The sequence below is a fragment of the Pseudoduganella sp. R-34 genome (genome assembly GCF_049904655.1).
Taxonomy (GTDB): Bacteria; Pseudomonadota; Gammaproteobacteria; order Burkholderiales; family Burkholderiaceae_D; genus Rugamonas.
This window is the reverse complement of sequence record NZ_CP184572.1, coordinates 1,970,431-1,994,424: the sequence shown is the minus strand read 5'-3', so window position 1 is coordinate 1,994,424 and position 23,994 is coordinate 1,970,431. Positions and strand designations below refer to the sequence as shown.

The 23,994-nt window shown below is 63.4% G+C and carries 17 protein-coding genes; 4 read left to right on the top strand and 13 right to left on the bottom strand.

The features are described 5' to 3' along the window. Positions 1-59: 59 nt before the first annotated feature. From ACN9MW_RS09100 to ACN9MW_RS09040, 13 genes are all read right to left on the bottom strand, one after another. Positions 60-2,438: a beta-L-arabinofuranosidase domain-containing protein gene (locus ACN9MW_RS09100; RefSeq protein WP_426170050.1), complete on the bottom strand. Its 2,379-nt coding sequence runs from the start codon at positions 2,436-2,438 to the stop codon at positions 60-62. Further along, a complete protein-coding gene (locus tag ACN9MW_RS09095; protein WP_426170048.1) occupies positions 2,435-3,433 on the bottom strand; it encodes an arabinan endo-1,5-alpha-L-arabinosidase in 999 nt (332 codons plus the stop codon). The genes ACN9MW_RS09100 and ACN9MW_RS09095 overlap by 4 nt, the downstream gene beginning before the upstream one ends. Before the next feature lie 7 nt (positions 3,434-3,440). Further along, positions 3,441-4,988: a glycoside hydrolase family 43 protein gene (locus tag ACN9MW_RS09090; RefSeq protein WP_426170045.1), complete on the bottom strand. Its 1,548-nt coding sequence runs from the start codon at positions 4,986-4,988 to the stop codon at positions 3,441-3,443. Position 4,989: 1 nt separating this feature from the next. Then, entirely contained in the window at positions 4,990-6,519 is a 1,530-nt protein-coding gene (locus ACN9MW_RS09085) for an alpha-N-arabinofuranosidase (RefSeq protein WP_426170043.1), read from the bottom strand. Positions 6,520-6,532: 13 nt separating this feature from the next. Then, complete coding sequence (locus ACN9MW_RS09080; protein ID WP_426170041.1) at positions 6,533-8,413, bottom strand: glycoside hydrolase family 97 catalytic domain-containing protein; 1,881 nt, start codon at positions 8,411-8,413, stop codon at positions 6,533-6,535. 12 nt (positions 8,414-8,425) lie between these two features. Continuing rightward, positions 8,426-9,193, bottom strand: coding sequence for an SDR family NAD(P)-dependent oxidoreductase (locus tag ACN9MW_RS09075; RefSeq protein ID WP_426170038.1), 768 nt, complete (start codon positions 9,191-9,193; stop codon positions 8,426-8,428). A gap of 29 nt (positions 9,194-9,222) precedes the next feature. Then, complete coding sequence (locus ACN9MW_RS09070) at positions 9,223-10,794, bottom strand: aldehyde dehydrogenase (NADP(+)) (RefSeq protein ID WP_426170036.1); 1,572 nt, start codon at positions 10,792-10,794, stop codon at positions 9,223-9,225. Then, entirely contained in the window at positions 10,791-11,783 is a 993-nt protein-coding gene (gene araD1, locus ACN9MW_RS09065) for an AraD1 family protein (RefSeq protein WP_426170034.1), read from the bottom strand. The genes ACN9MW_RS09070 and araD1 overlap by 4 nt, the downstream gene beginning before the upstream one ends. 9 nt (positions 11,784-11,792) lie before the next feature. After that, complete coding sequence (locus ACN9MW_RS09060) at positions 11,793-13,532, bottom strand: IlvD/Edd family dehydratase (protein ID WP_426170032.1); 1,740 nt, start codon at positions 13,530-13,532, stop codon at positions 11,793-11,795. Positions 13,533-13,618: 86 nt separating this feature from the next. Continuing rightward, positions 13,619-14,599, bottom strand: coding sequence for an aldose epimerase family protein (locus tag ACN9MW_RS09055; RefSeq protein ID WP_426170029.1), 981 nt, complete (start codon positions 14,597-14,599; stop codon positions 13,619-13,621). A gap of 6 nt (positions 14,600-14,605) precedes the next feature. After that, positions 14,606-15,550 (bottom strand): glycoside hydrolase family 43 protein, encoded by a 945-nt coding sequence (locus ACN9MW_RS09050; RefSeq protein ID WP_426170027.1) that lies wholly within the window; start codon positions 15,548-15,550, stop codon positions 14,606-14,608. A gap of 2 nt (positions 15,551-15,552) precedes the next feature. After that, a complete protein-coding gene (locus tag ACN9MW_RS09045; protein WP_426170024.1) occupies positions 15,553-16,905 on the bottom strand; it encodes an MFS transporter in 1,353 nt (450 codons plus the stop codon). A gap of 6 nt (positions 16,906-16,911) precedes the next feature. Next, the gene (locus ACN9MW_RS09040; RefSeq protein WP_426170022.1) at positions 16,912-19,563 is read right to left on the bottom strand and encodes a TonB-dependent receptor; all 2,652 of its coding nucleotides are present in this window, start codon (positions 19,561-19,563) and stop codon (positions 16,912-16,914) included. A gap of 197 nt (positions 19,564-19,760) precedes the next feature. Here ACN9MW_RS09040 and ACN9MW_RS09035 point away from each other — a divergent pair, with 197 nt between their 5' ends. The 4 genes from ACN9MW_RS09035 to ACN9MW_RS09020 all read left to right on the top strand — a co-directional run bounded on the left by ACN9MW_RS09035 (position 19,761) and on the right by ACN9MW_RS09020 (position 23,922). After that, positions 19,761-20,858, top strand: a complete 1,098-nt coding sequence (locus tag ACN9MW_RS09035) for a sialidase family protein (RefSeq protein WP_426170020.1) — start codon at positions 19,761-19,763, stop codon at positions 20,856-20,858. Positions 20,859-20,860: 2 nt separating this feature from the next. Continuing rightward, positions 20,861-21,367: a TlpA family protein disulfide reductase gene (locus ACN9MW_RS09030; RefSeq protein ID WP_426170018.1), complete on the top strand. Its 507-nt coding sequence runs from the start codon at positions 20,861-20,863 to the stop codon at positions 21,365-21,367. 58 nt (positions 21,368-21,425) lie between these two features. Further along, positions 21,426-21,761, top strand: coding sequence for a hypothetical protein (locus ACN9MW_RS09025; protein WP_426170015.1), 336 nt, complete (start codon positions 21,426-21,428; stop codon positions 21,759-21,761). 67 nt (positions 21,762-21,828) lie between these two features. Then, the gene (locus ACN9MW_RS09020; protein WP_426170013.1) at positions 21,829-23,922 is read left to right on the top strand and encodes a TonB-dependent receptor plug domain-containing protein; all 2,094 of its coding nucleotides are present in this window, start codon (positions 21,829-21,831) and stop codon (positions 23,920-23,922) included. Positions 23,923-23,994 lie beyond the last annotated feature (72 nt).

The window sequence follows — 23,994 nt, the reverse complement described above, 5'->3', positions numbered from 1 at the left end:
TTAGGAGAATCCGTCATGCCGATCTAATTCATTTTTTCGCAGGATCCATATCAATTTTATTATCTCAGCAGGCGCAGGCCATACAGGCCGCCAGCCATCGAGCCGGGATGGGCGGCAAACTTCACTTCCAGCTTTCCATCGCGCGCGGCGCCGGCCGGAACCGGCAGGTCAAGGGAATAGAATGCATCGCCCTTACGCTCGATGATGACCTGCTGCAGCAGCCGGCCGTTCAGCAGCACGTCGAACTTGCGGCCAGCGTCGCCGGATGCAAAGGTCAGGCGCAGCACACGGCCCGTGCCTTCAAGGTCTTTCAGCTCGTAGCTGAACCACCCGCTGGCATGGCGCCAATGCCGCGTGCCATTCAGGCCCGCGTCCGCCCCTTCGCCTTTGAAGGAGTGATCCGATTCCGGTTGCTGTTCGCCGGGCGCCACCTGGTCGACAGTCCGTGCGTCGAGCGCTAGCCGCTCAGCCTCGGCGGCCGCTGCTTTCGTGCGCATCGCCGCCAGGCCGGCCGGCGTGGTTTCCTGCCAATAGATCATGTAGCGCGAATCGTGCAGGCGGAAGAACGGAATGAAGCGCAGCGCACTCGCCCCCTGCCCTTGCACCAACCTCGGCGCAGTGAAAGTCAGGGGCTGACCCGGCACCGGCTTGAACTTGTCGAGGAAATCCTTGCGGTCGCTGACGAATACCGGCGCCGCCTCCTGCGGGCAGACCTGGCCTTGCGCAATATGGCCCATGCGCGAGTCGTCGGCTATGAAATTCAATTGCTCGCCGGGGAACGGCGAGGTTTTCGCCGCCAGCACGATCGGGCCATGCAGCACGGCGTAATAGTTCGACTTGTCGGGCATCTGCTCAAGCGTTGTGCGCATCGGTAGCCGCACGTCGACAGTGTCGCCTTTTCGCCACACTCGGGCCAGTTCCACGTAGCCGCCAGGTGCGCCATGCACCGTCACCGCCTTGCCGTTGACGCGCACGGCCAGCGCCCCTCTCGCCACCCATCCTGGATAGCGGATCTTCATGGTGAACTTGCCGCCGCTGTCGACGGACAGCCGGGTGCTGGCCTGGTCCGGGAAACTGTTGGACTGTGTCAGCACGACGCCTTTCTCGCGCCATTCGAGCCGTGAGGGGATGAACAGGTTGACCAGCAAGGCATCACCGTCGCGGGCGTAGATGAATTCACCGTACTTGGCGTGGCTCTCGATGCCGGAGCCGACGCAGCACCACATGCCTTTGTCCACTTCCGAATAGACGCGGTAGTGGTTGGGGCGCATCGGCGTGAAGTACACAAAGCCGCCGCTCTCCGGGCGCTGGGAGGACAGGATATGGTTGTACAGCGCACGCTCGTAATAGTCGCCATACGCCGCGCTCGGGTCTCGCTGGTACAGCAGCTCGGTGAGCTTGAGCATATTGTAGGTGTTGCAGGTTTCCGGCCCTTCCACCTCGCTGCTCATCGAGGAAAAGTCCTTATCGTCGTGGAAGTGCTCCTTGACGCTGTTGCCGCCGATGGCGACGGTACGGTGGTCGTGCACGGTCCGCCAGAAGAAGCTGGCGGCGTTGTGCCATTGCTGCTCGCCGGTCAGTTCGGCAATGCGTTCGAAGCCGATCACTTTCGGGATCTGCGTATTGGCATGCAGGCCGGTCAGCTCATCGCGGCCCTCCGCCAGCGGCTGCAGGATGGCCTGGTGCGAGAAGCGCCTGGCGGCAGCGAGATAGCGCTGGTCGCCGGTCAACTGGTAGACGTCCGCCAGCACCTCGTTCATGCCGCCATGCTCCGCGCGCAGCATCGACTGCATCTGCTCGTCGCTCAGGGAGCTGGTCATCGCGACCGTCCAGTCGGCAAACCTGACCAGCATCCGCCGCGCATCTTCGTTGCCGGCATAACGCCAGGCGTCGCGCAGGCCGGCGGCGATCTTGTGCAGGTTATACCAGGGCACCCATTTGCCGTTGACCGAAAAGTTGTCGGCATGGAGCTTTCCGTTGGCGATATCGTTCCAGGCCGCGCGGCCGCCGGGAATGCCGCCCAGGTAGCCGTCCGGCGCTTGTGCTTTCTTCAGCTCCTGCACGAAGTAGTCGAGGCGTTCGCGCACGGTGCCGTCGCCGGTGGCAGCCCACATCAGGGACAGCGCAGAGAGGTAATGCCCGCCCATGTGGCCATCGAGGCCGCTGGATTCCCAGTTGCCGTAGGATGGTTTTGGCAGCGGCAGGCCGGCCTCGCGGCGGAACGGCGCCAGCAGCCGGTCTGCGTCGAGCGCCAGCAGGTAGCGCCGGTTGGTTTCCTGGGCCTGCAGGAAGGGGCTTGGCAGGAGGCGGACGTGCTGCAGGGGGAATAGTTCGGCGGCGCTCGCAGCACCCGGCACCAATGCCGCTGCACTTGCGCCAGCCGCGAGCAGCACAGCAAAGCCGCGCTGCAATGCCCGGGCCAACTTTGGCGCGATCATTTCTGGACGCTCTGGTAATGGTCCAGGTCTGCGGTGTCGACCACAGGCCAGCCTGCGCGATCCCAGCGCATTTCCATCACCTTCAGCTTTTGCAGGTATTTGTCTTTCGTTTCGTAGGCGTGAAGCACCATCACATCCATGCCGTCGAAAGTGTAGGCGCTGTTATGGCCGAGGGCCTTCCAGTCCGCGTTACCCTGCACGACCAGCGATCCGCCGCCAAGCAGCATGTCCTTGCCATCCTTGTCGAGATAAGGGCCGGTGACCGTGCGCGAACGGCCGACGACAACGTGGTAAGTGCTCTTCTCTTTCTGGCAGCACAGTCCCCAGGAGACGAACAGGTAGTACCAGCCGTTCTTGCGGAAGATGAAGGGCGCCTCGATCTCCGCCGGGCCGCCGCTGTCATCCTTCACGAAAGCCGGACGCTCGCGGGCGGCGATGGTGCTCCAGACCTGCGGTTCGGCCGGGCGCGTCCAGGCTTCATTCAGCTTGACCAGCTTGATGCCGCCCCAGAACGAGCCGAAGGCCATCCAGCCTGTCCCCTTGTCGTCTTCGATGACATTGGAATCGATCGCGTTCCAGATGTCGCGCCCCGGCACCGATTGCACGACGATGCCCTGGTCCTCCCACTTGTAGTCTGGGGAGCGCGGGTCGAGCGTCTTGTTCACCGTCACGCCGATGGCGGAGGTGTTCTTGCCGAATGCCGAAACGGAGTAGTACAGCAGGTATTTGCCATTGTGATGCTGGATGTCCGGCGCCCAGACGTGGTCGTCGAAGCCCGGCGCTGCCTTGGCGGCGGCTGGTGGATGGCTCGCGAAGATGCGGCCTTCCGGCTGCCAGTTCAGCATGTCCTTCGAGCTGTAGAAGGTAATTCCAGGCCCGGTCGAGTACAGGTAATAGGTATCGCCCTGCTTCGCCATCACCGGATCATGCACGCTCACCTGCGCAGCCATCGCCGCCTGCGCCAGCACGAGGGCCGCGCCAAACATCCATTTCATCGTCATCTCAAGTTCCCGTTCTCGCGCCCCACAGCGATACGCCTGCCTTCGACTGCACCGTAAAGGTCACCTCAAAGGCGCCGGCGTTGATATTCCACTGCCGCGACAAGATCCCATTGTAGACTGTACCGTCGGCCAGCACGATGTCGACCTTGTTTGCGCCCTGGTGCGTCCAGGTGCCTGCCAGCGCGCCGCTGACGGCGCCGCCGGCGGCCAGGGTCACGACCTGCGATGGCTTGATGGTTGCCGAAATGTCCTTGCCATGGTTGATCACCTTGTACGTGCCTGCCGCATCGGCCGCAGTAACGTCTGCCGACAGCGTGGTGGCATTCTTCGACAGCGGAACATAGCGGAATGGCGCCACCACCGGCCAGCCGTCGGCGTTGATGAACATTTCGTGCACGCGTACCTCATGCACCTCGCCCTGACCCGGGAAGCGGGTATGGAACACCAGGAAGTACTTGCCGGCCGCCGCATCGTAGTACGCCGAGTTGTGGCCCGGCGATACGTAGCCGAGCGCCGTGCCGCTCTCGCCCGCCGCCAGCGCAAACTGGTGGCTGCCCATCAGCTTCTGCCCGTGCGGTGCGATGCTGGCGTCGTCAAACAGCGGCAACGCCGGGTTGGCCTTGACGGTCGCCATGTCGGTGCCCGCTGCATCCACATACGGGCCATCCGGGTTCAGCGAACGGGCAACGCGGATGTTGTAGCCGCCATTTGCATCCAGCCCGCCAAACGATACGAACAGGTAGTAGTACTTGCTGTCCGGGCTGTACAGGATGTACGCGCCCTCGATGCGCGCGTGATTGCCGCCCATCAGGTGCTTGCCGTAGCCCTGGCCGGGCTTCTGCAGCCCGGTCGCCGGGTCCATCTCCATGATGAAGATGCCGCCGGAGTAGGAGCCGTACACCATCCACAGCTTGCCGCTGCTGTCGCGGAAGACGTTGGGGTCCACCACGTTGGGATGCTTCGTGGCGTCGTAGATGGTGCCGTCGGGACTGACCTCGCCCCACATGCCGGACTTCAGCAGCAGTTGCTTGTTGACGTAAGGACCGTCCACCTTGTCCGCCACCGCCACGCCGAGTGCGGAGCGCGGAGAGTCGCCCTTGCAGGCGCAGTAGTACATGTAGAACTTGCCGTCATCCAGTTTGGCCACGTCCGGCGCCCACAGCGTGTCGGACTGAGCCCAGGTCAGCGCTTCCGTCAGCGCCACGGTAACGTTGTTGAACAGCGGATTGCCGGCGTTGACGCCATCGGCAATCTTCGTCCAGTTCATCCAGTCGGTGGTTTTTGCCGCCGCCAGGTGGGAACCGAATACGTAATAGGCGTCGCCCGACTTGATCACCGAAGGGTCATGCACCGATACGTTGGCGAAGGCGACCGTCGTCACCGATGGCGTAGTTGGCGGCACTGGCGACGCCGCGGGTGGCGCCGACGCCGGGGCCACGGCGGTGGACGAGCCACCGCCGCCGCCACCGCAGCCGCCCAGGCCCGCCAGGGCGACACCGGCCGCCGCCGAGCGCAGAAACGCCCGGCGTTGCACGGAGATGTTTTCCATCTTAGTCTCCGACGGCCACAACGACGACCGACTTGGCCGGCATCTTCACGGTCAGCTTGCCGCCGCTGGACTGCACGGCGATCGGCGCCGGCTTCACGGCGTCCGGCTTGGCGAAGGTGTTGTGCGCATCCATGGCGTTGGCGGTCAGCACGCGAGCGCTGGCCTTGCCTGCACCCACGCCATCGATGTTCACTTCTTCAGCCTCGCCGGGATTGGTGTTCACCAGCGCCACGTAGATCTTGCCATCCTTGCCGCGTGCGGCGGAAGCGCTGACCTGCGGGATGCTCTTGTCGCCGGAGCTGTACTTGCGGTTGCCTTCCAGCGACAGCGGCAGGGTGGTCGCGCCCTGGAACGGCACGTACATTTCGTACGCGTGGTAAGTCGGCGTCAGCAGCATTTTCTCGTTGTCGGTCAGTACCATGGCCTGCAGCACGTTGACCATCTGCGCGATATTGGTCATGCGCACGCGGTCGGCATGGTCGTGGAAGATGTTGAAGTTCAGCGCGGCCACCACTGCATCACGCAGGGTGTTCTGCTGGTACAGGAAGCCGGCGTTGGTGCCCTTCTCCACGTCATACCAGGTACCCCATTCGTCGACATAGAAGCCCAGCTTCTTCTCCGGATCGTTCTTGTCCAGCACCTTCACGTTGTTGCGGATGTGGTCTTCCATGCGCAAGGTGGCATGCAGGGTCGAGAACCATTCATTGTCCGGGAAACCGGTGGCCGCGCCCTTCACTTCCCACTTGCCGGTCGGGATGGTGTAGTAGTGGAAGCTGATGCCGTCCGTCATATTCTTGGCGGACTTGCTCAGTTCTTCGGTCCAGCTGGTGTCGTTGTCGTTGCCGCCGCTGGCGACCATTTTCGGACGCGCGCCGGCCGGGGTCTTGAGGAAGGTGACGCTCTGGCGATACAGGTTGGTGTAGTACTCCGGCTTCATATTGCCGCCGCAGCCCCAGGCTTCGTTACCAACGGCGAAGTAGGCTACCTTGAACGGCTTGTCGCGGCCATTCTTGCGGCGCAATTCCGGCAGGGTCGACTTGTTATCGGAGGTCATGTACTCCAGCCATTCCGCCATTTCCTGCGGCGAGCCGGTGCCCAGGTTGCCGTTCACGTAGGCATCCGCGCCCAGCTGCTCGACCAAGTCGAAGAATTCATGAGTGCCGACCGCGTTGTTCTCGTCCACGCCGCCCCAGGTGGTGTTGATCTTGACCGGACGCTTGTTACGCGGGCCAATGCCTTCGCGCCAGTGGTATTCATCGGCGAAGCAGCCGCCTGGCCAGCGCACCAGCGGCACGTGCAGCTTCTTCAGCGCACCGATCACGTCGTTGCGCCAGCCGCGCGTATTCGGGATCTTCGATTGCGGGCCGACCCACATTCCGCCGTAGATGCCGGTGCCAAGGTGTTCGGCGAACTGGCCGTAGACGTCCTTGTTGATGACCGGACCGGGTTTGGCGGTGTCGATCTTTACGGTGGTGGCAGCTTGCGCCAGGCCTGCGGTGAGCAAGGCCAACGCGATCATCGTCTTCTTCATAGCATCTCCTAGTTTATTGTTTGAATACCGCAACGAAGCCGCCGTGTGGCTGCATCGTGATCTTCTGCTTGCCGGCGGCAACCGCCCGCTGGCTGAATTCGCGCTCGCCGGCGCCATCGGTGATCAGCGTGCCTTGCGCGCCGAGTTCCACCGAAACTTCCTGCGCGCTGTCCTGCGCATTGAAACCCGCCACATACCAGGTGTCGCCGGCGCGCCGCGCCAGCACCACATAGCGCGCCGGCACGCCGTCGACGAAGCGCACGTCGTCCCAGCTGCGCGGCAACTCGCGCAGCAGGTCCTGTATATAGGCCGGCGCTGTTGCCATGCCGTCCGGGGTTTCGGCGAAATGCTGGATGCCGGACGTGAACAACACCGCTTCCGCCAGCTCGAAACCGTTGCGCGTGGCGCGCTTGATCTTGGGGATGTCGCCGAAAGCCATGGGAGTGAAGTCCATCGGGTCGAACAGGTTGCGCGCGAAAGGCAGCATGGCTGCGTGCTTGACCACCTTGTCCTGGCCGTCCTGCTCAAAGGTGGAGAACTCGAAACCGCGCACCGCTTCCGCCGTCATCAGGTTGGGGTAGGTACGGCTCCAGCCGCGCGGCAGCGTGGCGCCGTGGAAGTTCACCAGCAGGCCGGCTTCCGCCGCGTCCTTCAGGATGTCGACATAGTAGGCGATGAAGGACTGGCCATCGCCGCCGAAGAAGTCAATCTTCACGCCCTTGATGCCCATTTCGCGCAAGCGCGCGAATTCGGCGCGGCGCGCTTCGCGGGTCAGCAGCTTGCCCTTGGGCGAATACTCGGTCTTGTTCCAGCTGCCCGAAGAGTTGTACCAGGCCAGCAGGCCGACACCCTTCCCTGCCGCGTACTGGGCCAGCTCGCGCATCCTGTCGTAGCCGATCTTGCGGTCCCAGTCGGCGTCGACCAGGGTGTAATCCCACTTCATCTGCACCGCATAGTCGATGAACTTTTTCTGCACATCAAACACGGTGGCGTCGTCTTTCAGGATGGCCCAGCTCCACGAGGCGTGGCCCGGCTGCACCAGCGCGGCATCGAACGGGATCGCAGGCGCAGCCAGGTCGGTGCCCAGCGTCGACTGCATGACCGTAGCCAATGGTCCCAGGGCCAGCACGCGCCATGGCGAGGCCGCGCCGCTGCCCATCAGGGCGCCACCGGGAAACACTTCCGGAGCGCTCGGGCCGCCAATGCGGTATTCGCCGCCGGGCGCCTTGTCCTGCAGGCGCGAGGCGTGCCAGCTGCCGTCCATGCCGGCCTCGGTCAGCGCGACCCAGTTGTCGCCGCTGCGGAACAGCGCCGGGAAGACCCAGCCCGACGGCAGCGGCGACGCGGTGCCGACCGGGATGTCGGCCTGGTAGTACTCTTCGTAGGAAGGATTGGTGTTGGCCCAGCCGGTCTGCGCGACCGACATCGGTTGCAGCCAGGCGCGGGCTGCGGGCGCGAAGGCAAAGCTGGTGGCCTCGCGGCGCACAGTGCCGCCGGCAGTCTCGTAGCGGAAGGCCACGCCGTCGTTGGAAACGCGGAACACGATGTCGAGCTTGCGTCCCTGCTTGTCGCGCAGGGAGAAGCGGCGCTCGTTGGCTTCGTAATGGTTGCTGCGGCGCTTGCCGGTGGCGAGCGTGTAATCTTCGGAAATGCGCTGCGCTGCGCCGGCGGAAGCCAGGCGCAGGCTGCGTGTCAGGTCGGCCGATTGCAACTGGAGGCCAAGGCGGGAAGTCAGCAGCACCGGCTGGCCGGCGCGGGCGACCGCATAGGTCGGCTCGCCGCGCGGCGATAGTTCGAACTGCACCTTGACCTGCTTGTCAGGGCTGGCGATGTCGTGCGCGAAGGACCACGACTGGACTGCCACCAGCAACGCCGGAAGGGCGAGCTTGATCATGGCAATCTCCTTTTAAACCCAGCCTGCGTCAACGATAAAATCCTGCGCCGTGCACATGGCGCTGTCATCGGCGCCCAGGAACAGGCACATGGCAGCGATGTGTTCCGGCAGCAGCTTGCCCGGCAGGCACTGGCTGCGGGCGATCTCTTCTTCCGCCGCAGCGTCGACCCACAGGTCCACCTGGCGCTGGGTCATGACCCAGCCTGGCGTGACCGTGTTGACGCGCACATTGTGCTTGCCCAGGTCGCGCGCCATGCCGCGGGTCAGCCCGTGGGTTGCGGCCTTGGCGGTCGCGTACACGGGATAACCGGCGCCCTTGGCGATCCAGGAGATCGAACCGATGTTGATGATGGAGCCGCCGCCCTTGGCCTTCATGCCCGGCAGGACTGCCTGGCAGGTGAAGAACAGCGGGCGCTGGTTGATGGCGATGCGCTGGTCCCAGTATTCCGGGGTCACATCTTCGACACTATGACGCTGGTCGTTCGCCGCATTGTTCACCAGCACGTCGAAATCGCCCAGTTCCGCCGCAAACTCTTTCATCGTGCGCTGCAGCACCGCGATGTCGGTGATGTCGCAGGCGCGGAACTGAGGGCGCTCGGCGCCGCTGGCGGCAACAGCGCCGCACAATGCTTCGCTGGCCTCTTTCGCAATATCGACGAACGCCACGCGGGCGCCCTGTTTTGCAAAGGCCGCGACGATGCTGGCGCCGATGCCGGTGCCGCCGCCGGTGACAAATACCCGCTTGCCCTGGAGGCTCGGGTAGTTTGCTGCTTGTGTCATGGTGTCTCCATATTTTTATTGCTGTTTTTTTAGTGCTGGCCGAGGACGCCGTCGCGGCGCCGCCAGGTATTGCCCGGATTTTTATCCTGCAGCACCGGCGGCAGCAGCGAGGCCGGCAAGTCCTGGTAGCACACGGCGCGCAGGAAGCGGTAGATTGCCGCCGTGCCGACCGAGGTGCTGCGGCCATCCGAGGTGGATGGGAATGGGCCGCCGTGCACCATGGCGCTGGTGACTTCGACTCCGGTCGGATAGCCATTGGCCAGGATACGGCCGGCCTTGCGCTCCAGCACCGGCAGCAGCTTGCGCGCAGTTGCGGCGTCGCCGTCCGCCATTTGCAGGGTAGCGGTCAGTTGGCCTTCCAGGTGTTCCGCCACGGCGATCATCTCGTCGATGTCGCGGCAGGCGATCACCAGCGAAGCCGGGCCGAACACTTCGTCCGACAGCGCGTGCTGCGACAGGAAGGCTTGCGCGGTGGTGCGGAACAGCGCAGCGCCGCCCTTGCAGCCGCCGTGGGGGGTAGCGGTAACGGTTGCCACGTCGGCATGCGAGGCCAAGGCCTGTACGCCACGCTGGTAGGCGCCGGCAATGCCTGCGCTCAGCATGGTCGCAGGTGCAACGCCGCCCAGTGCCTGCGCGGCGCTGGCGCAGAAGCGCTCCAGGCCCGGGCCTTCAATGCCCAGCACCAGGCCGGGATTGGTGCAGAACTGGCCGACGCCCAGCGTCAGCGATGCCGCAAAGCCGGCAGCGATGCTGTCCGGGCGGCCCGCCAGTGCTTCCGGCAACAGGAAGACCGGGTTGATGCTGCTCATTTCGGCGTACACGGGGATCGGCTGCTTGCGCGCTGCGGCAGTGGCCATCAGTGCGGTGCCGCCGCTGCGGGAGCCGGTGAAACCGACCGCCTGGATCGCAGGATGCGCTACCAGCGTCTGGCCGATGTGGCTGCCGCTGCCGGTCAGCAGGGCGAACACGCCCGCCGGCAGGCCGCATTGGGCCACGGCGGCCACCACGGCGCGCGCCACCAGTTCGGAAGTGCCAGGGTGGGCGGAGTGCGCTTTCACCACTACCGGGCAGCCCGCGGCCAGCGCGGAAGCGGTATCGCCGCCGGCGACAGAGAACGCCAGCGGGAAGTTGGAAGCGCCGAAGACGGCAACCGGGCCGACGCCGATCAGGCGGTAGCGCAGGTCGGCGCGCGGCGGCGTACGGGTCGGCAGGGCCACGTCGATGCGCGGATCGCACCACGAGCCTTCGCGCAACAGCGCGGCGAACATCTTGAGCTGGTTGCAGGTGCGGGCGCGCTCGCCTTCCAGGCGGGCTTGCGGCAGGCCGGTTTCGGCCATGGCGCGCTCGATCAGCTCTGCGCCGAGGTCGAGGATGTTGCGGGCAATCGCGTCCAGCAGTTCCGCGCGCGCGGCATCGCTGGTGGCGCGGAAGGTATCGAAAGCAGCGCCGGCCAGGCGGCAGGCGTCATTCACCTGCTCCACGCTGACTGCGTTGAACTCTTCGCCGAACTGCTGCTCCAGGCCAGGGTTGAAGGCGCGCTGTGCGGCGCCCTCCCCGCGCACGGCAACGCCGCCAATGAGTGCTTCACCGGTGATGGTCATAGTTGGTTCACTTTCTTGTAGCGGGATTCCTGGACGCGCAGCGGATTGCGCAGGGCCGGGCCAAAGGCGGGCGCTTCGACTTCAAAGGTCTCACCAGGCTGCACGGAGACGCCGTCGGCAAAACTCAGGGTTGCGGTGCCGAAGAAGTGGATATGCACGTCGCCAGGGCGGCAGAACAGGCCATACTTGAAGTGGTGGTATTCCAGGTTGGCAATCGTGTGCGACATATTCTGTTCGCCGCTGACGAAGGCTTTCTGCCAGCGCACCGCGCCGTCCTTGCCGACAATGCGCGAGGCGCCGTCGATATGCTGCGGCAGATCGCCCACGCGCAGGGCCGGGCCCAGGCCGCAGTTGCGAAGCTTGGAGTGTGCCAGGTAGAGGTAGTTCTGGCGCTCGGTCACGTGGTCCGAGAACTCGTTGCCGATGGCGAAACCGAGGCGGTAAGGCTGGCCGTCTTCGCCGATCACGTACAGGCCGGCGATTTCAGGCTCTTCGCCGCCGTCCAGCGAGAACTCGGGCATGGTCAGCGCCTGGCCGGTGGCGGCAACGATCGAACCGTCTCCCTTGTAGAACCATTCAGGCTGCACGCCGCACTGGCCTTCGGCTGGCTTGCCGCCTTCCACGCCGAGGCGGAACATCTTCATGGAATCGCTCAGCGACTCGACGTCGCCGCCGATCTTGCGGTGCATGGCGTCGCGCGCATCGGCGCTGCCCAGGTGGGTCAGGCCGGTACCGGTCACATAACAATGCGCCGGGTCGGCGTGGTCCAGCGGCGGGAGGATGCGGCCGGCGGACGCCACGGCTTCGTAGCTTTCGGTACTGGTGCCGATGGCAGCTTGCGCAACGGCGGCCAGGCCTTTGCCGCTGCAGATGGCGCGCTGCGCCAGTTCATAGGTGGTGGACACGCCGTCCAGCACGCGCAGCACGTCGCCATCCAGCGCGGCTACGCGGCGCGAGCCGGCTTCATTGGTGAATTGTACGAGCAGCATGGGTTCTCCTTAGTGCGAATGGCGCGGCACGGCCGAACCGCGGCAGCCAACCAGGAAGTCGAAGTCGCAGCCTTCGTCGGCTTGCAACACGTGGTCGATATACAACTGCTGGTAGCCGGACTTCGGCGGCTCCTGCTGCGCGGCGCGCTCGGCGAGGCGTGCCTTCATTTCCTCGTCGCTGATCTCGAGCTGCAGCTTGTTGTTGGCGCAATCAAGCTCGATCCAGTCACCATCCTTCACGGCGCCGAGCGGACCGCCAGCCATTGCTTCCGGCGCCACGTGCAGCACCACAGTGCCGTAGGCGGTACCACTCATGCGTGCGTCGGAAATGCGGACCATGTCCTTGATGCCCTTGGCCAGCAGCTTTGGCGGCAGGCCCATATTGCCGACTTCCGCCATGCCCGGATAGCCTTTCGGGCCGCAGTTCTTCATCACCAGGATCGAGTTCTCGTCGACGTCCAGGTCCGGATCGATGATGCGCTCCTTGTAGTGGTCGAAGTTCTCGAACACCACGGCCTTGCCGCGATGCTGCATCAGGTGCGGCGAGGCGGCGGAAGGCTTCAGCACTGCTCCCCGCGGAGCCAGGTTGCCGCGCAGGATGCAGATGCCGCCATCGGCGATTAGCGGGTTGTCGATCTTGCGAATCACTTCATCGTTGTAGATCGGCGCTTCGGAGCAGTTCTCGCCGATGGTCTTGCCGTTGACGGTCAGCGCATCCGGATGCGGCAGCAGGTTTGCTTCTCCCATGCGGCGGATCACGCCCGGCAGGCCGCCGGCGTAGTAGAACTCTTCCATCAGGTAGCGGCCGGAAGGCATCAGGTCGACGATGGTCGGCATGCCTTTGCCAACCTTGGTCCAGTCTTCCAGCTCCAGCGGCACGCCGATGCGGCCGGCGATGGCTTTCAGGTGGATCACGGCGTTGGTCGAACCGCCGATAGCGGCGTTGACGCGGATCGCGTTCTCGAAGTTTTCGCGCTTGAGGATCTTGGACAGGCGCAGGTCTTCCCACACCATTTCCACGATGCGGATGCCGGACATATGCGCCAGCACGTAGCGGCGCGCGTCGACGGCAGGAATCGCAGCGTTGTGCGGCAGCGAGGTGCCGAGCGATTCGGCCATGCAGGCCATGGTGGATGCGGTACCCATGGTGTTGCAGGTGCCGGCGGAACGGGACATGCCCGCTTCGGCCGACATGAACTGGTGCATGGTGATTTCGCCGGCCTTGACCTGCTCGTGCAGTTGCCAGACGGCGGTGCCAGAACCGATGTCCTTGCCGTTCAGTTTACCGTTCAGCATCGGGCCGCCGGTCACGACGATGGTCGGCAGGTCGACCGAGGCGGCGCCCATCAGCAGCGCCGGGGTGGTCTTGTCGCAGCCCACCAGCAGTACCACAGCATCCATCGGATTACCGCGGATGGATTCTTCCACGTCCATGCTGGCCAGGTTACGGGTCAGCATGGCGGTTGGGCGCAGGTTGGATTCGCCGTTGGAGAACACAGGGAATTCGACCGGGTAGCCGCCCGCTTCCAGGATGCCCTTCTTGACGTGTTCCGCGAGCTGGCGGAAGTGTGCGTTGCACGGGGTCAGTTCGGACCAGGTATTGCAGATGCCGATGATTGGCTTGCCGCGGAATTCGTGATCAGGAATACCCTGGTTCTTCATCCAGCTCCGGTACATGAAGCCGTTTTTGTCCTGCGTCCCGAACCATTCGGCCGAGCGCAGTTTTATCGTTTTCTTTGTCTCTGACATGGATTCCTCCGCTTATTGATGGAGGAAATGTTACGGCTCAGAGCAATATATTTCTAATGACTTATTTGTTCCTATCAATATCAAAATCAGTATCGAGAAAAACGGAAGGCCAGGGTGTTCCGATAGACCTCTCCCGGGCGCAGGATCACGCTGGGGAAATGCGGTTTATTGGGCGCGTCCGGGAAGTGTTGCGGCTCCAGGCAAAAGCCGCCGCGATGCGGGAAACCCAGCGAGCCGTCTAGGAAATTCCCGCTGTAGAACTGGATGCCCGGCTCGTGAGTGAGCACTTCCAACTGCCGCCCGGAGCGCGGTTCGCGCACCCGTACCGCGCAGCGCATGCCGTCGGCCGGCGCCAGCGCAAAGTTATGGTCGTAGACCGCATCGCCGATGGCGCGCGGCTCGCGGAAATCGAACGGTGTTCCCGCCACGGCGGCCAGTTCGCCGGTCGGTATCAAACCGTCGTCGACCGGCGTGTAATGCGGTGCATCGATCCACATTTCGTGATCGTTGATGGTGCCGCTGCCGGCCAGGTTGAAGTAGGCGTGGTGGGTCAGGTTGACCGGCGTTGCGCGGTCCGTGGTGGCGCGGAAGTCCACAGTCAGCGCGCCATCGTCGCTGAGCGTGTAGCTTGCCTGCACGTCAAGATTGCCGGGATAGCCCTGCTCCCCGTCCGGGCTGCGGTAGCGCAGCACCAGGGCCTCGCCTTCCACGGCGGCATCCCAGACCACCTTGTCGAAACCTTGCGCGCCGCCATGCAGGTGGTTGGCGCCATCGTTGACGGCCAACTGGTGCTCGGCGCCGTCCAGCGTGAAGCGGCCTTGCGCGATGCGATTGCCGCAGCGTCCGATCAGCGCGCCGAAATAAGGCGAACGGCCGAAATACTCAACCGCCGTGTCGAAGCCCAGCGTGACATTGGCCAAGCGGCCGTCACGATCCGGGGCCCGGATATGGGTGACGATCCCGCCGTAATTGGTGATCCTGACCTCCATGCCTTGGGCATTGGTCAGGGTGAACAGGGACAGCGGCGTGCCGTCCGGTGCGTGGCCGAATGGCGCGCTCTGGATCATGTGTGCTTACTCGATAACTGAGGGCCGTCCGAAGACGGGCATGCCCTGCGCATCCCAGCGCAGCGGTTTGACGAAAGTATGGCGGTCCGGGTTCCACAACGGGTCGCCGACGATTTCCGTGTACGTGCGGGCATGGTACACCAGCAACACATTTCCGTCCGCGTCCACCGTAAAACTGTTATGGCCAGGGCCGTAGATGCCGTGCTCGAAGCAGGTCTGCAGTACCGGCTCCTTCGACTTGGTCCAGGCGGCAGGGTCCAGCAGGTCCGCATCGGCATCGGCCCACAGCAGGCCCATGGCGTAATTCTCGTCGGTGGCGCTGGCGGAATAGCTGATGAACACCTTGCCGTTGCGCTGCAGGACGGACGGGCCTTCGTTGACCCAGAAGCCGCGGATCTCCCAGTCGAACTCCGGCTTGGTCAGCATCACCGGCTTGCCCTTGATCTGCCACGGCGTTTCCATCTCTGCGATGTAGAGATTGGAATTGCCTTCAATTTCATTGTCCTTCTGCGCCCACAGGTAATATAGCTTGCCCTTGTGGGTGAAGGTGGTCGCATCCAGGCAGAAGGTGTCGATGCCGGAATCGACCTGCCCCATGAACTCCCACTCCCCTTCCAGCGGATTGGCGTTCTGGTTGCGGATCGCGTACATGCGGTGCTGGAACAGCTTGTACTTGATCTCGCGGCTCGGTGCGGCGGCAAAATAGACGTACCAGGCGCCCTGGTTGTAGTGCAGTTCCGGCGCCCAGATCAATTCACTGTAGGCGCCGGTGTCCGGCTTGTGCCATACGTCCACGGTCTGCGCATCGCGCAAGCCTTCTATGGTGGCGGCGCGACGCAGTTCGATGCGGTCGTATTGCGGCACCGAGGCGGTGAAGTAGTAATAGCCGTCGCTGTGGCGAACGATATAGGGATCGGCGCGTTGCTCGATCAAGGGAGACAGTTTTTGCATGTTCAAGCGCTTACATAGCCGTTGGACTTCATGCTCTCTTTCACGGTGCCGTAATACTCATCGCTGATGCGATAGGCGAACATCAACAGCCCCATGAGCAGGTGGAAGAAGCCAGGAATCACCGAAAGCATCAGGGCGATGCCGTTCAGTGCGAATTCGGATTGCGCCTGATTAGGCACGTAATGGAAATAGGTGAGCAGGATGCCAACCAGGCCGCCGGCGATCGCCATGCCCGCCTTCTGGCAGACCGAAATGCCGCCGAAAGCAAACCCGGAAACGCGCTTGCCGGTCTTGACCTGGCCGTAGTCGATCGTCTCGCCGATAGCGGACCAGAATACCGGCGCATGCAGGTCGACGATGAACGACAGTGCGAAGAACAGTATGAAGGCCAGCATCACATCGCCCGGCTTGACGAGGAGGTAAATCGCCAGGCTGATGCCCGCCACGATCAACTGCGTCCAGCGGAACAGCTTGACCTTGCAGTAGACCTTCGTGATCCAAGTCGATGCGATCATCGACAGGATGGCGGCCACCACGCCGGTGGACAGGAAGGCCGATACCTGCGCCGTATTGAGGCCCAGATAGTACTTGGCGTAATAGATCGCCACCGAACCTCGCACCACATAGCCGATGGTGCCGGTCACGCACACGCCGCACAGGATCAGCCACTGGTCGTTCTTCATCAGCACCTTCAACTGCTCGCCCAGCGACTGTCGCACCACCACATGGTGCACGCGCTCGGTGGTGGTGAAGAAGCAGAACAGGAACAGCGCCACGCCCAGCACCGCCATCACCGCCATCGCCATCTGGTAGCCGTGGGCGGCATTACCCTCGCCCCAGCGCTCCGACAGCAGCGGCACCACGATGGTCACCAGGAAAGCGCCAATCTTGGCAAAGAACAGGCGGTAGCCGTTGGCCGACAGGCTTTCCTTCGGATCGCTGGTCAGCGCACTTGGCAGGGAAATATACGGAATGCCAACACCCGCCGTCATCACGGTCATGATGATGTAGGTGGAGTAAGCCCACACCAGCTTGGCGTCGTAGCTCCAGTCCGGCGTGGAGAACACGAAGAGAATACTTACGCCGTAAGGAACCGCAAGCCACAGCAGGTAGGGGCGATAGCGGCCGAAGCGGCTGGTGAAACGGTCGGTGATCTGCCCCATCGTCAGGTCGGCCACCGCGCCGACAATCTTCACCAGCACGAACAACAGCGCCAGGTCTTGCGTTCGCAAGCCGTAGATGTCGGTGTAGAAGAAAGTAATAATCAGCATCATGGACGAGATCACGACATTGAGTGCCGCATCCCCTGCCCCGAAGCCCGCCTTTTCGAGCACCGACATCTTTTGGTTTTGCATGGTAAATCAGTTCTTCCAGTTCAACATCAGGCCAACGGTACGGTCGTAGCGGCGGATATCGCGTGGATACACGTTCGCGTCGGTCCAGTAGTCCTTGTATTTGAAGTTCAGCAGGTTGGTGCCGGTCAGCGTCACAGACAGGTTCGGGGTGAACTTGTAGCTGAGGGAACCATCCAGGCTGCTGGTGGCACCTGCGACCAGGTTGCGGCTCGGCGCAGCCCCCTGGATTGCCGACCCGTCGCCATAAATCTGCGTGAACTTCGAGCGCCAGTTATAGGCCAGGCGGCCGGAGATGCCATTCTTCTCATACAGCAGAACAATGTTATACGAGTTCTTGGACATGCCGGGGAAAGGCAGGTCGCCCGGCCCGATGGACGACGACGTCACGCCGCCTTCCATATAAGTGTAGTTCAACTGGGTGCCGAAACCACTCAGCCAGCCAGGCAGTTTGTCGTAGAACTGCTGGTAGGACAGCTCCACGCCCTGCAGGTGTCCCTTGTCGGTATTGAAAGGACGGCTCGTCTGGTAGGTCACACCCTGGTACACCTCGGGCTGGGCGCGGCTGACGATATAGCCGTCAAAGTTATGGCGGAACACGGTGCCGCTGACCATTGCCGCCGGCGCGAAATACCACTCCAGCGCCGCATCGACGTTCTGGCCGGTGACCGGCTTCAGGTCCGGATTGCCGCCCGACGCAGAAGCCTGCACGGTGTTGCCGTTCGAGTTCACATAGGCTGTCCCCGGGTTCAACTGGGCGAAGTCAGGACGGCTGAGCGTCTTGGCGTATGCCAGGCGCGCGATCAGGTCCTTGCGCAGCGTCGCCTTGAAACTGGCGCTAGGCAGGGTATCGGTGCCCGAACTTTCCTTCGGCGTAGCGACTGGAACGCCATTCACCATGCTGTAGCCCAGCAGGTCCGAATCGGTCTTGGAGACACGCACGCCAACCACGCCGTCGACCGGCACGCTGCCCCACTCCCAACCCAGGCGCGCCTTGCCGTAGAAGGCGTAGTTCTTCTCGTTGACGGAGAAGAAGGAACCCTGGTCCAGCGCCTTGGCGGCGGTGGAGCCGGTAACTGCCTTGCGAACCTCGCTGGTGTTATTCAGCAGGAAGCTGGCGCATGGTGTGTACCAGTATGGCGTGCCGTAATCTTCCGACAGCTCGCGGTTGGTGCAGCTCATGCCAGGCAGGGTCGCAGCCGAAACGCGCGTCGCGGCATTGAAAGCATCCGGCGCACCCATGCTGCCTTCGATCGACTTGATCGATTCGGCGCTACGCTTGTTGAAGCGTACGCCGGCACTGAACTCCTGGAAGATGCCGTTGCCGTCAGGCGTATAGGTCGCGTCGGCGCGCCAATCGGTGGATGCACCCTTGTCGTCGCCGTAACGGTCGAACAACTGGAACAGGTACACGTTTTTCGGATCGGTCATGTCGATGCCGCCGTAGCGCATGAAGGCGCCGCCGTTGACATTGGTCTTCAGGAAGACGTCAGGCACGGTAACGATCGTGTCCATGATCGGGTTGCGCCAGTCGTATTTCGACTTGGTGCGGGCCAGCTCGGTGCTCAGGCGCAGGCCCGGTGCGGCACGCCACTTGGCGCCGACAGCGGTCTGCCAGGTGGTGTTCTGCGATGCGCGCGCCTGGGTCGACAGGATGGTGTTGGCATCATGCGAAGTCAGCTCGTCCAGCTGGTCGGTGCCCGGGATCTTGGTGCCGCTGATGCCGCCCCCCGGCGCCCACCATGGCAGGCCGACGAAGAAGTCGGTTTCGTCCTGGTTCTTGTAGCGGGAATAAAGGCCTTCGGCGTAGATCTCGGTATCCTTGTTCGGACGCCATTGCAGGGCGAAGTTCTCGGCCGTGCGCTTGCGCTCACCGTAGATGCCTTGCAGGCCGACCAGGTCCGGGCCGGTCAGGTTCGGCAGCAGCCAGCTTTTCTCGACCGGGAAGGTATTGAAGCTGCGCTCTTCGTGGAAATTGTTGCGCACATACGAAACGCCGAACAGCGCGCCGATTTCACCGTATTCGGTCTTCCAGCGGTTGGAGATCAGGCCATTGGCTTCCGGATCGGTCTTGTGCGCCTTGTCCTGGTTTTTCACGCCGCCGTTGGCGCTCAGCGTGAAGCCCTTGAAGTCGAATGGGCGGTTGGTGCGCACGTCGATCACGCCGGCAATGCCGCCTTCAACCAATTCAGGGCTCTGGGATTTGTAAACGTCCACCCGCTGCAGCATGGTGGACGGAATATCGGCCAGCTGGATATAGCGGCCGGTGGTGGTAAACATTTCGCGACCATTCAGCATGGTGGCGATGCCGGGCAGGCCGCGGATCAGGACCGAGTTCGCCTCGCCCGCGTCGCGGCGCACCTGGATGCCCGGAATGCGGGCCAGGGTCTGGGCAACGTTCGTGTCAGGGAATTTACCGATATCGTCCGCGACGATGGAATCGACCACATTGTCGGCCTTTTGCTTGATATCGAGCGAACTTTGGGCCGCGGCGCGCACGCCGCTCACCTGCACCACTGCGATCTCGGTTTCGGCAGCCTGCTGCGCAAGGGCGGGAACGGTACTGAACAAGCCAATGCCGGCCAATGCAGCTACGGATACTTTAAGTGCGATCGGACGGCGCGGTGCAACCAGCCCAGGCGCGAATGCTTGGCGCTTCATAGGGTCTCCTGACTATAGTTTTTGTAAGTTACCTGTTCTTGAACTCATCTTAGGTAAATCATTGAGATCGAACTAATCAATTTTTATCAAAGTTCGATATCAAAACCGATATGTCACCCTGGTTGATCTGGGTCATGGAAAGAGGTAAGGAAAATGCAGGATTATGACTGGCAGTGACCCTTCTCGCCCTCCAGACCATGAACCTGACACTCCTGGCGGCCCTTGCCGCTTCCACCCTCGGAACCTCGGGGGCCTTTGACCAGCAGGGCCGCTTGTGGGTGGCGCACACTGGCGACAACGGCATCGTGCTGCAATCGAGCGCAGACGAGGGTCGCAGCTGGACCCCAGCGCGCCAGGTGTTGCCCAAGCCGGAAACGGTGGAAGCGAACGGCGAAGCACGCCCGAAAATCGCCTTCGGCCCGCAGGGCCAGCTCTATTTGAGCTACACCCAAACGTTGGGCAAACACCACACCGGCAACATCCGCTTCACCCGTTCGCTGGACGGCGGGCAGACTTTTTCGCCCCCATACACCGTGCAGCGCGACCGCGCGCCGATCGGCCACCGCTTCGACGACATCCAGGTCGACCCGCAGGGCCGCATTTTCCTGGCCTGGCTGGACCAGCGCGACAAGGACGCCGCCCAGGCAGCCTCCCGCCCCTATCGCGGCATCGCCATCTACTACGCCGTCTCCACCGACGGCGGGGCCAGCTTCGGCGACGACGCCAAACTGGCCGACCATACCTGCGAATGCTGCCGCATCGCCACCGCATTCGCGCCCAATGGACGTATAGCCGCCATGTGGCGCCACATTTTCGAGCCGAATATCCGCGACCATGCCGTGGCGTGGCTGCCGGCCGACGGCCGCCCGGCCGCACCGGCGCGCGCCACCGAAGACGGCTGGAAGATCGACGCCTGCCCGCACCACGGCCCCTCGCTGGCGTTCGACGGCAAGGGCCAGCGCCACCAAACCTGGTTCAGCGCTGCCGGCGACGAAGGCGGCGTGTTCTATTCGGGCAATGGCCAGTTGATGCGGCTTGGCGGCCCGCAGGCGGAGCATGCCGAAGTTGGCGCGGCCGGCCAGCGCGTCGCCGTCGTCTGGAAGGAGTTCGATGGCACCGCGACCGGCATCCATGCCCAGGTGTCGCCGAACGGCGGTGCAAGCTGGAGCAGGCACACCATCGCCACCACGCGGGGCGGCTCCGACCATCCCCACATCATGCGGCGCGGCGCCGAACTCTGGCTGCTGTGGCGCACTGCCGATGAAGGCATCGTAGTACGCAAACTCGAGGAATGATCATGAAGATGCTCCATCCCCTTGCCGCCGCAGTCGTGGCAACCGCCATCGCCGCGCTTTCCGCGCTGGCTGCTTCCCCCAGCGCCTACGCTGCAGGCAACGCGGGCCTGAAGGCCTTTGAACCGCAAAGCGTCGAACAGATCGCCGCCAGCCACAAAGGCAAGCCTTTCGTGGTCCTGGTCTGGTCCATGGATTGCGAGTTCTGCCAGCACAGCCTGGACGTGCTGTCGAAAGCCCGCGCCGCCAATCCGGGCTTCGACATCGTCACCATCACCACCGACCCGCTGTCGGACGCAGCCCTGTCGCAGATGGTGCAGAAGCGCCTGTCCGGCATCGACCTGCTGGGCGACGCCTGGAGCTTCGGCGCACTCGCACCGGAGCGCCTGCGCTACGCCATCGATCCACGCTGGCGCGGCGAGAAACCCCGCAGTTACTGGTACGATGCACAGGGCCAGCGTGTGGCCCACTCCGGCGTTATCACGCCGGCCTTGATCGAGAAAATGCGCTGATCGCAAAAACTTGACCGAGTTCATGGTTTGACAGCAGCCCAATCGCTACGATGGGCACATGTTCTCGCACCGCACCACTCGCCGCTTCGTAACACTGCTGTTGCTGCTGTATGTAGCACTGCAAGGCTACGCAGCCGCAGCGCAGGTAGCGATGCCGATGATGGATCACGCAGCATGCGCTGAACATCATGAAGGCCACGACCAACATGGGATGGCGGACTGCTTCACCCAATGCACGCTGTGCGGCGCACTGGTCATGGCGCCCGGCTACAGCAAGCCCTCCGCTCCCGCACCGCATGACCTCACAGGTCCTAGGACCGCCATCATCGCGGCGCAGTACGATGGCGAATCCCATCTGCCGCACCTGGCGCGAGGGCCTCCATCCGCAGTGTGACACCTGCTCTTATTCCAATGCGCCGCCGCCCCCGGCGGCGCACGACTCGTCACACCGGAGAATAAAAATGAATCCGCAGTTACGCAAGCACCTGCTTGCAATGTCTGTTGCCACCGCCCTTCCCTGCTACGCGCAAACCACCCTCCCCAGCGTCATCATCACCGGCACCAATCCCGACGTCATGCAAGTAGACGTCAGCAAGAAAGGCTTCCCCAGCGATACCGCAAACCTGCTGCAATCCGTGGCCGGCGTCAGCATGGTCAGCGGCGGCGGCGTGTCCGGCCTGCCGTCGATCCGCGGCCTGGCTGACGACCGCCTGCGCATCCAGGTCGACGGCATGGATCTGGTCTCGGCTTGCGCCAACCACATGAATCCCGCGCTGTCCTACATCGCGCCATCGCAAGTCGAATCGATCCAGGTCCTGCCTGGCATTACGCCCGTCAGCGTTGGCGGCGACAGCATCGGCGGCACTATCCGCGTGCGCTCCGCCGACCCCAAGTTCGCCGAAGCCGGCGCGCAACTGCTTGAAGGCCAGGCCACTTTCGTCTACCGCAGCAACGGCAATGTGCGCGATGCCAGCCTGGCAGCCACCATGGCCAGCGACACGTTCTCCGCCAGTTATCGCGGCGCCGCGATCAAGGCCCATAACTACGAAGATGGCGACGGCAAAAAAATCGGCTCCTCCGCCTACGAATCCCGCAACCATTCATTAACCCTGGCCATGCGTTCCGAAGCGCGCCTGCTGGAGCTCAAGCTCGGCCTGCAGCGCATGCCCTACCAGGGCTTCCCCAACCAGCGTATGGACCTCACCCGCAACGACAGCGAACAGGTCAACCTGCGCTACCTTGAGCGCTTCGGCTGGGGCACGCTGGAAGGCCGCGCCTACCACGAACACACCCGCCACGCCATGAACTTCGGCCCGGACAAGCAATTCTGGTACGGCGCGAAGAAGAACATCCCCGGCATGCCGATGGATACCGAAGGCAAGAACACCGGCGTTTCGGTAAAAGCCACCATCCCGCTGTCGCAGCCCGACACCTTGCGCGTCGGCGCCGACTATCGCCGCTACCGGCTCGACGACTGGTGGGATCCCTCAGGCGGCGGAATGGCGCCGGACACGTTCTGGAACATCCGCGACGGCCAGCGCGACCGCCTGGGCGCCTTCGCCGAATGGGACCGCCGTTGGAATCCGGCCTGGTTCACGCAATTCGGCGTGCGCGGCGAACTGGTGACCAGCGACACTGGCACGGTGCAGGGCTATAACGCCGGCTACAGCAAGGATGCATCGGTCTTCAACGCCCTTGACCGCAAACGCAACGACCATAACCTGGACCTGACCGCCCAGGCGCGCTACGTGCCCTCCCAGGACATGACGGTCAAATTCGGCTACGCCCGCAAGACCCGCTCACCGAACCTGTACGAGCGCTATACCTGGTCCACCGGCGGCATGGCGATGGCCATGGTGAATATCGCCGGCGACGGCAACGGCTATGTCGGCGACCCGTCGCTGCGTCCGGAAACGGCGCACATGGCCACAGGCAGCATCGAATGGCACGATCCGGCGCAGGAAAAATGGTCGTTCGCCATCTCCCCGTACTACACCAGGGTCGATGACTACATCGACGCGCGCTGCCTCACCACCTGCAAGGCCGGCGCCTTCGTCAACCTGCGCTTTGCCAACGTCGATGGGAAGCTGTACGGCACCGAGGTGTCGGCGCACGCGGCGCTGGCCTCGGGCAGCTACGGCACGCTGTCGGGAGACATGCTGGTCAACTACGTGCGCGGCGAAAACCGCAGCACGGGCGACAACCTGTACAACATGATGCCGCTGAACACCCGCCTGGCGCTGAACCATCGCCTCGGTGCGTGGAGCAACGCGCTGGAACTGCGGGCCGTCAAGGCCAAGGACCGCGTCTCGTCGCTGCACAACGAACTGCGCACCGGCGGCTACGCCCTGGCCGCCCTGCGCACCAGTTATGCGTGGAACAAGGTGGAGCTCGACTTTGGCGTGGAAAACCTGTTCGACCGCCGTTACGACCTGCCTTTGGGCGGGGCCTATGTCGGCCAGGGCATGACCATGGCGCTGAACGGCGTTCCCTATGGAATCGGGGTGCGCGGCATGGGGCGTTCGGTGTATGCCGGCCTGACCTTCAAGTTGTAGGGATCGGTATATCAAACCGATATAGGAGCCGCGAAATAAGCCATTGGTAAGCTATTGCTGCCAACCGTAGGA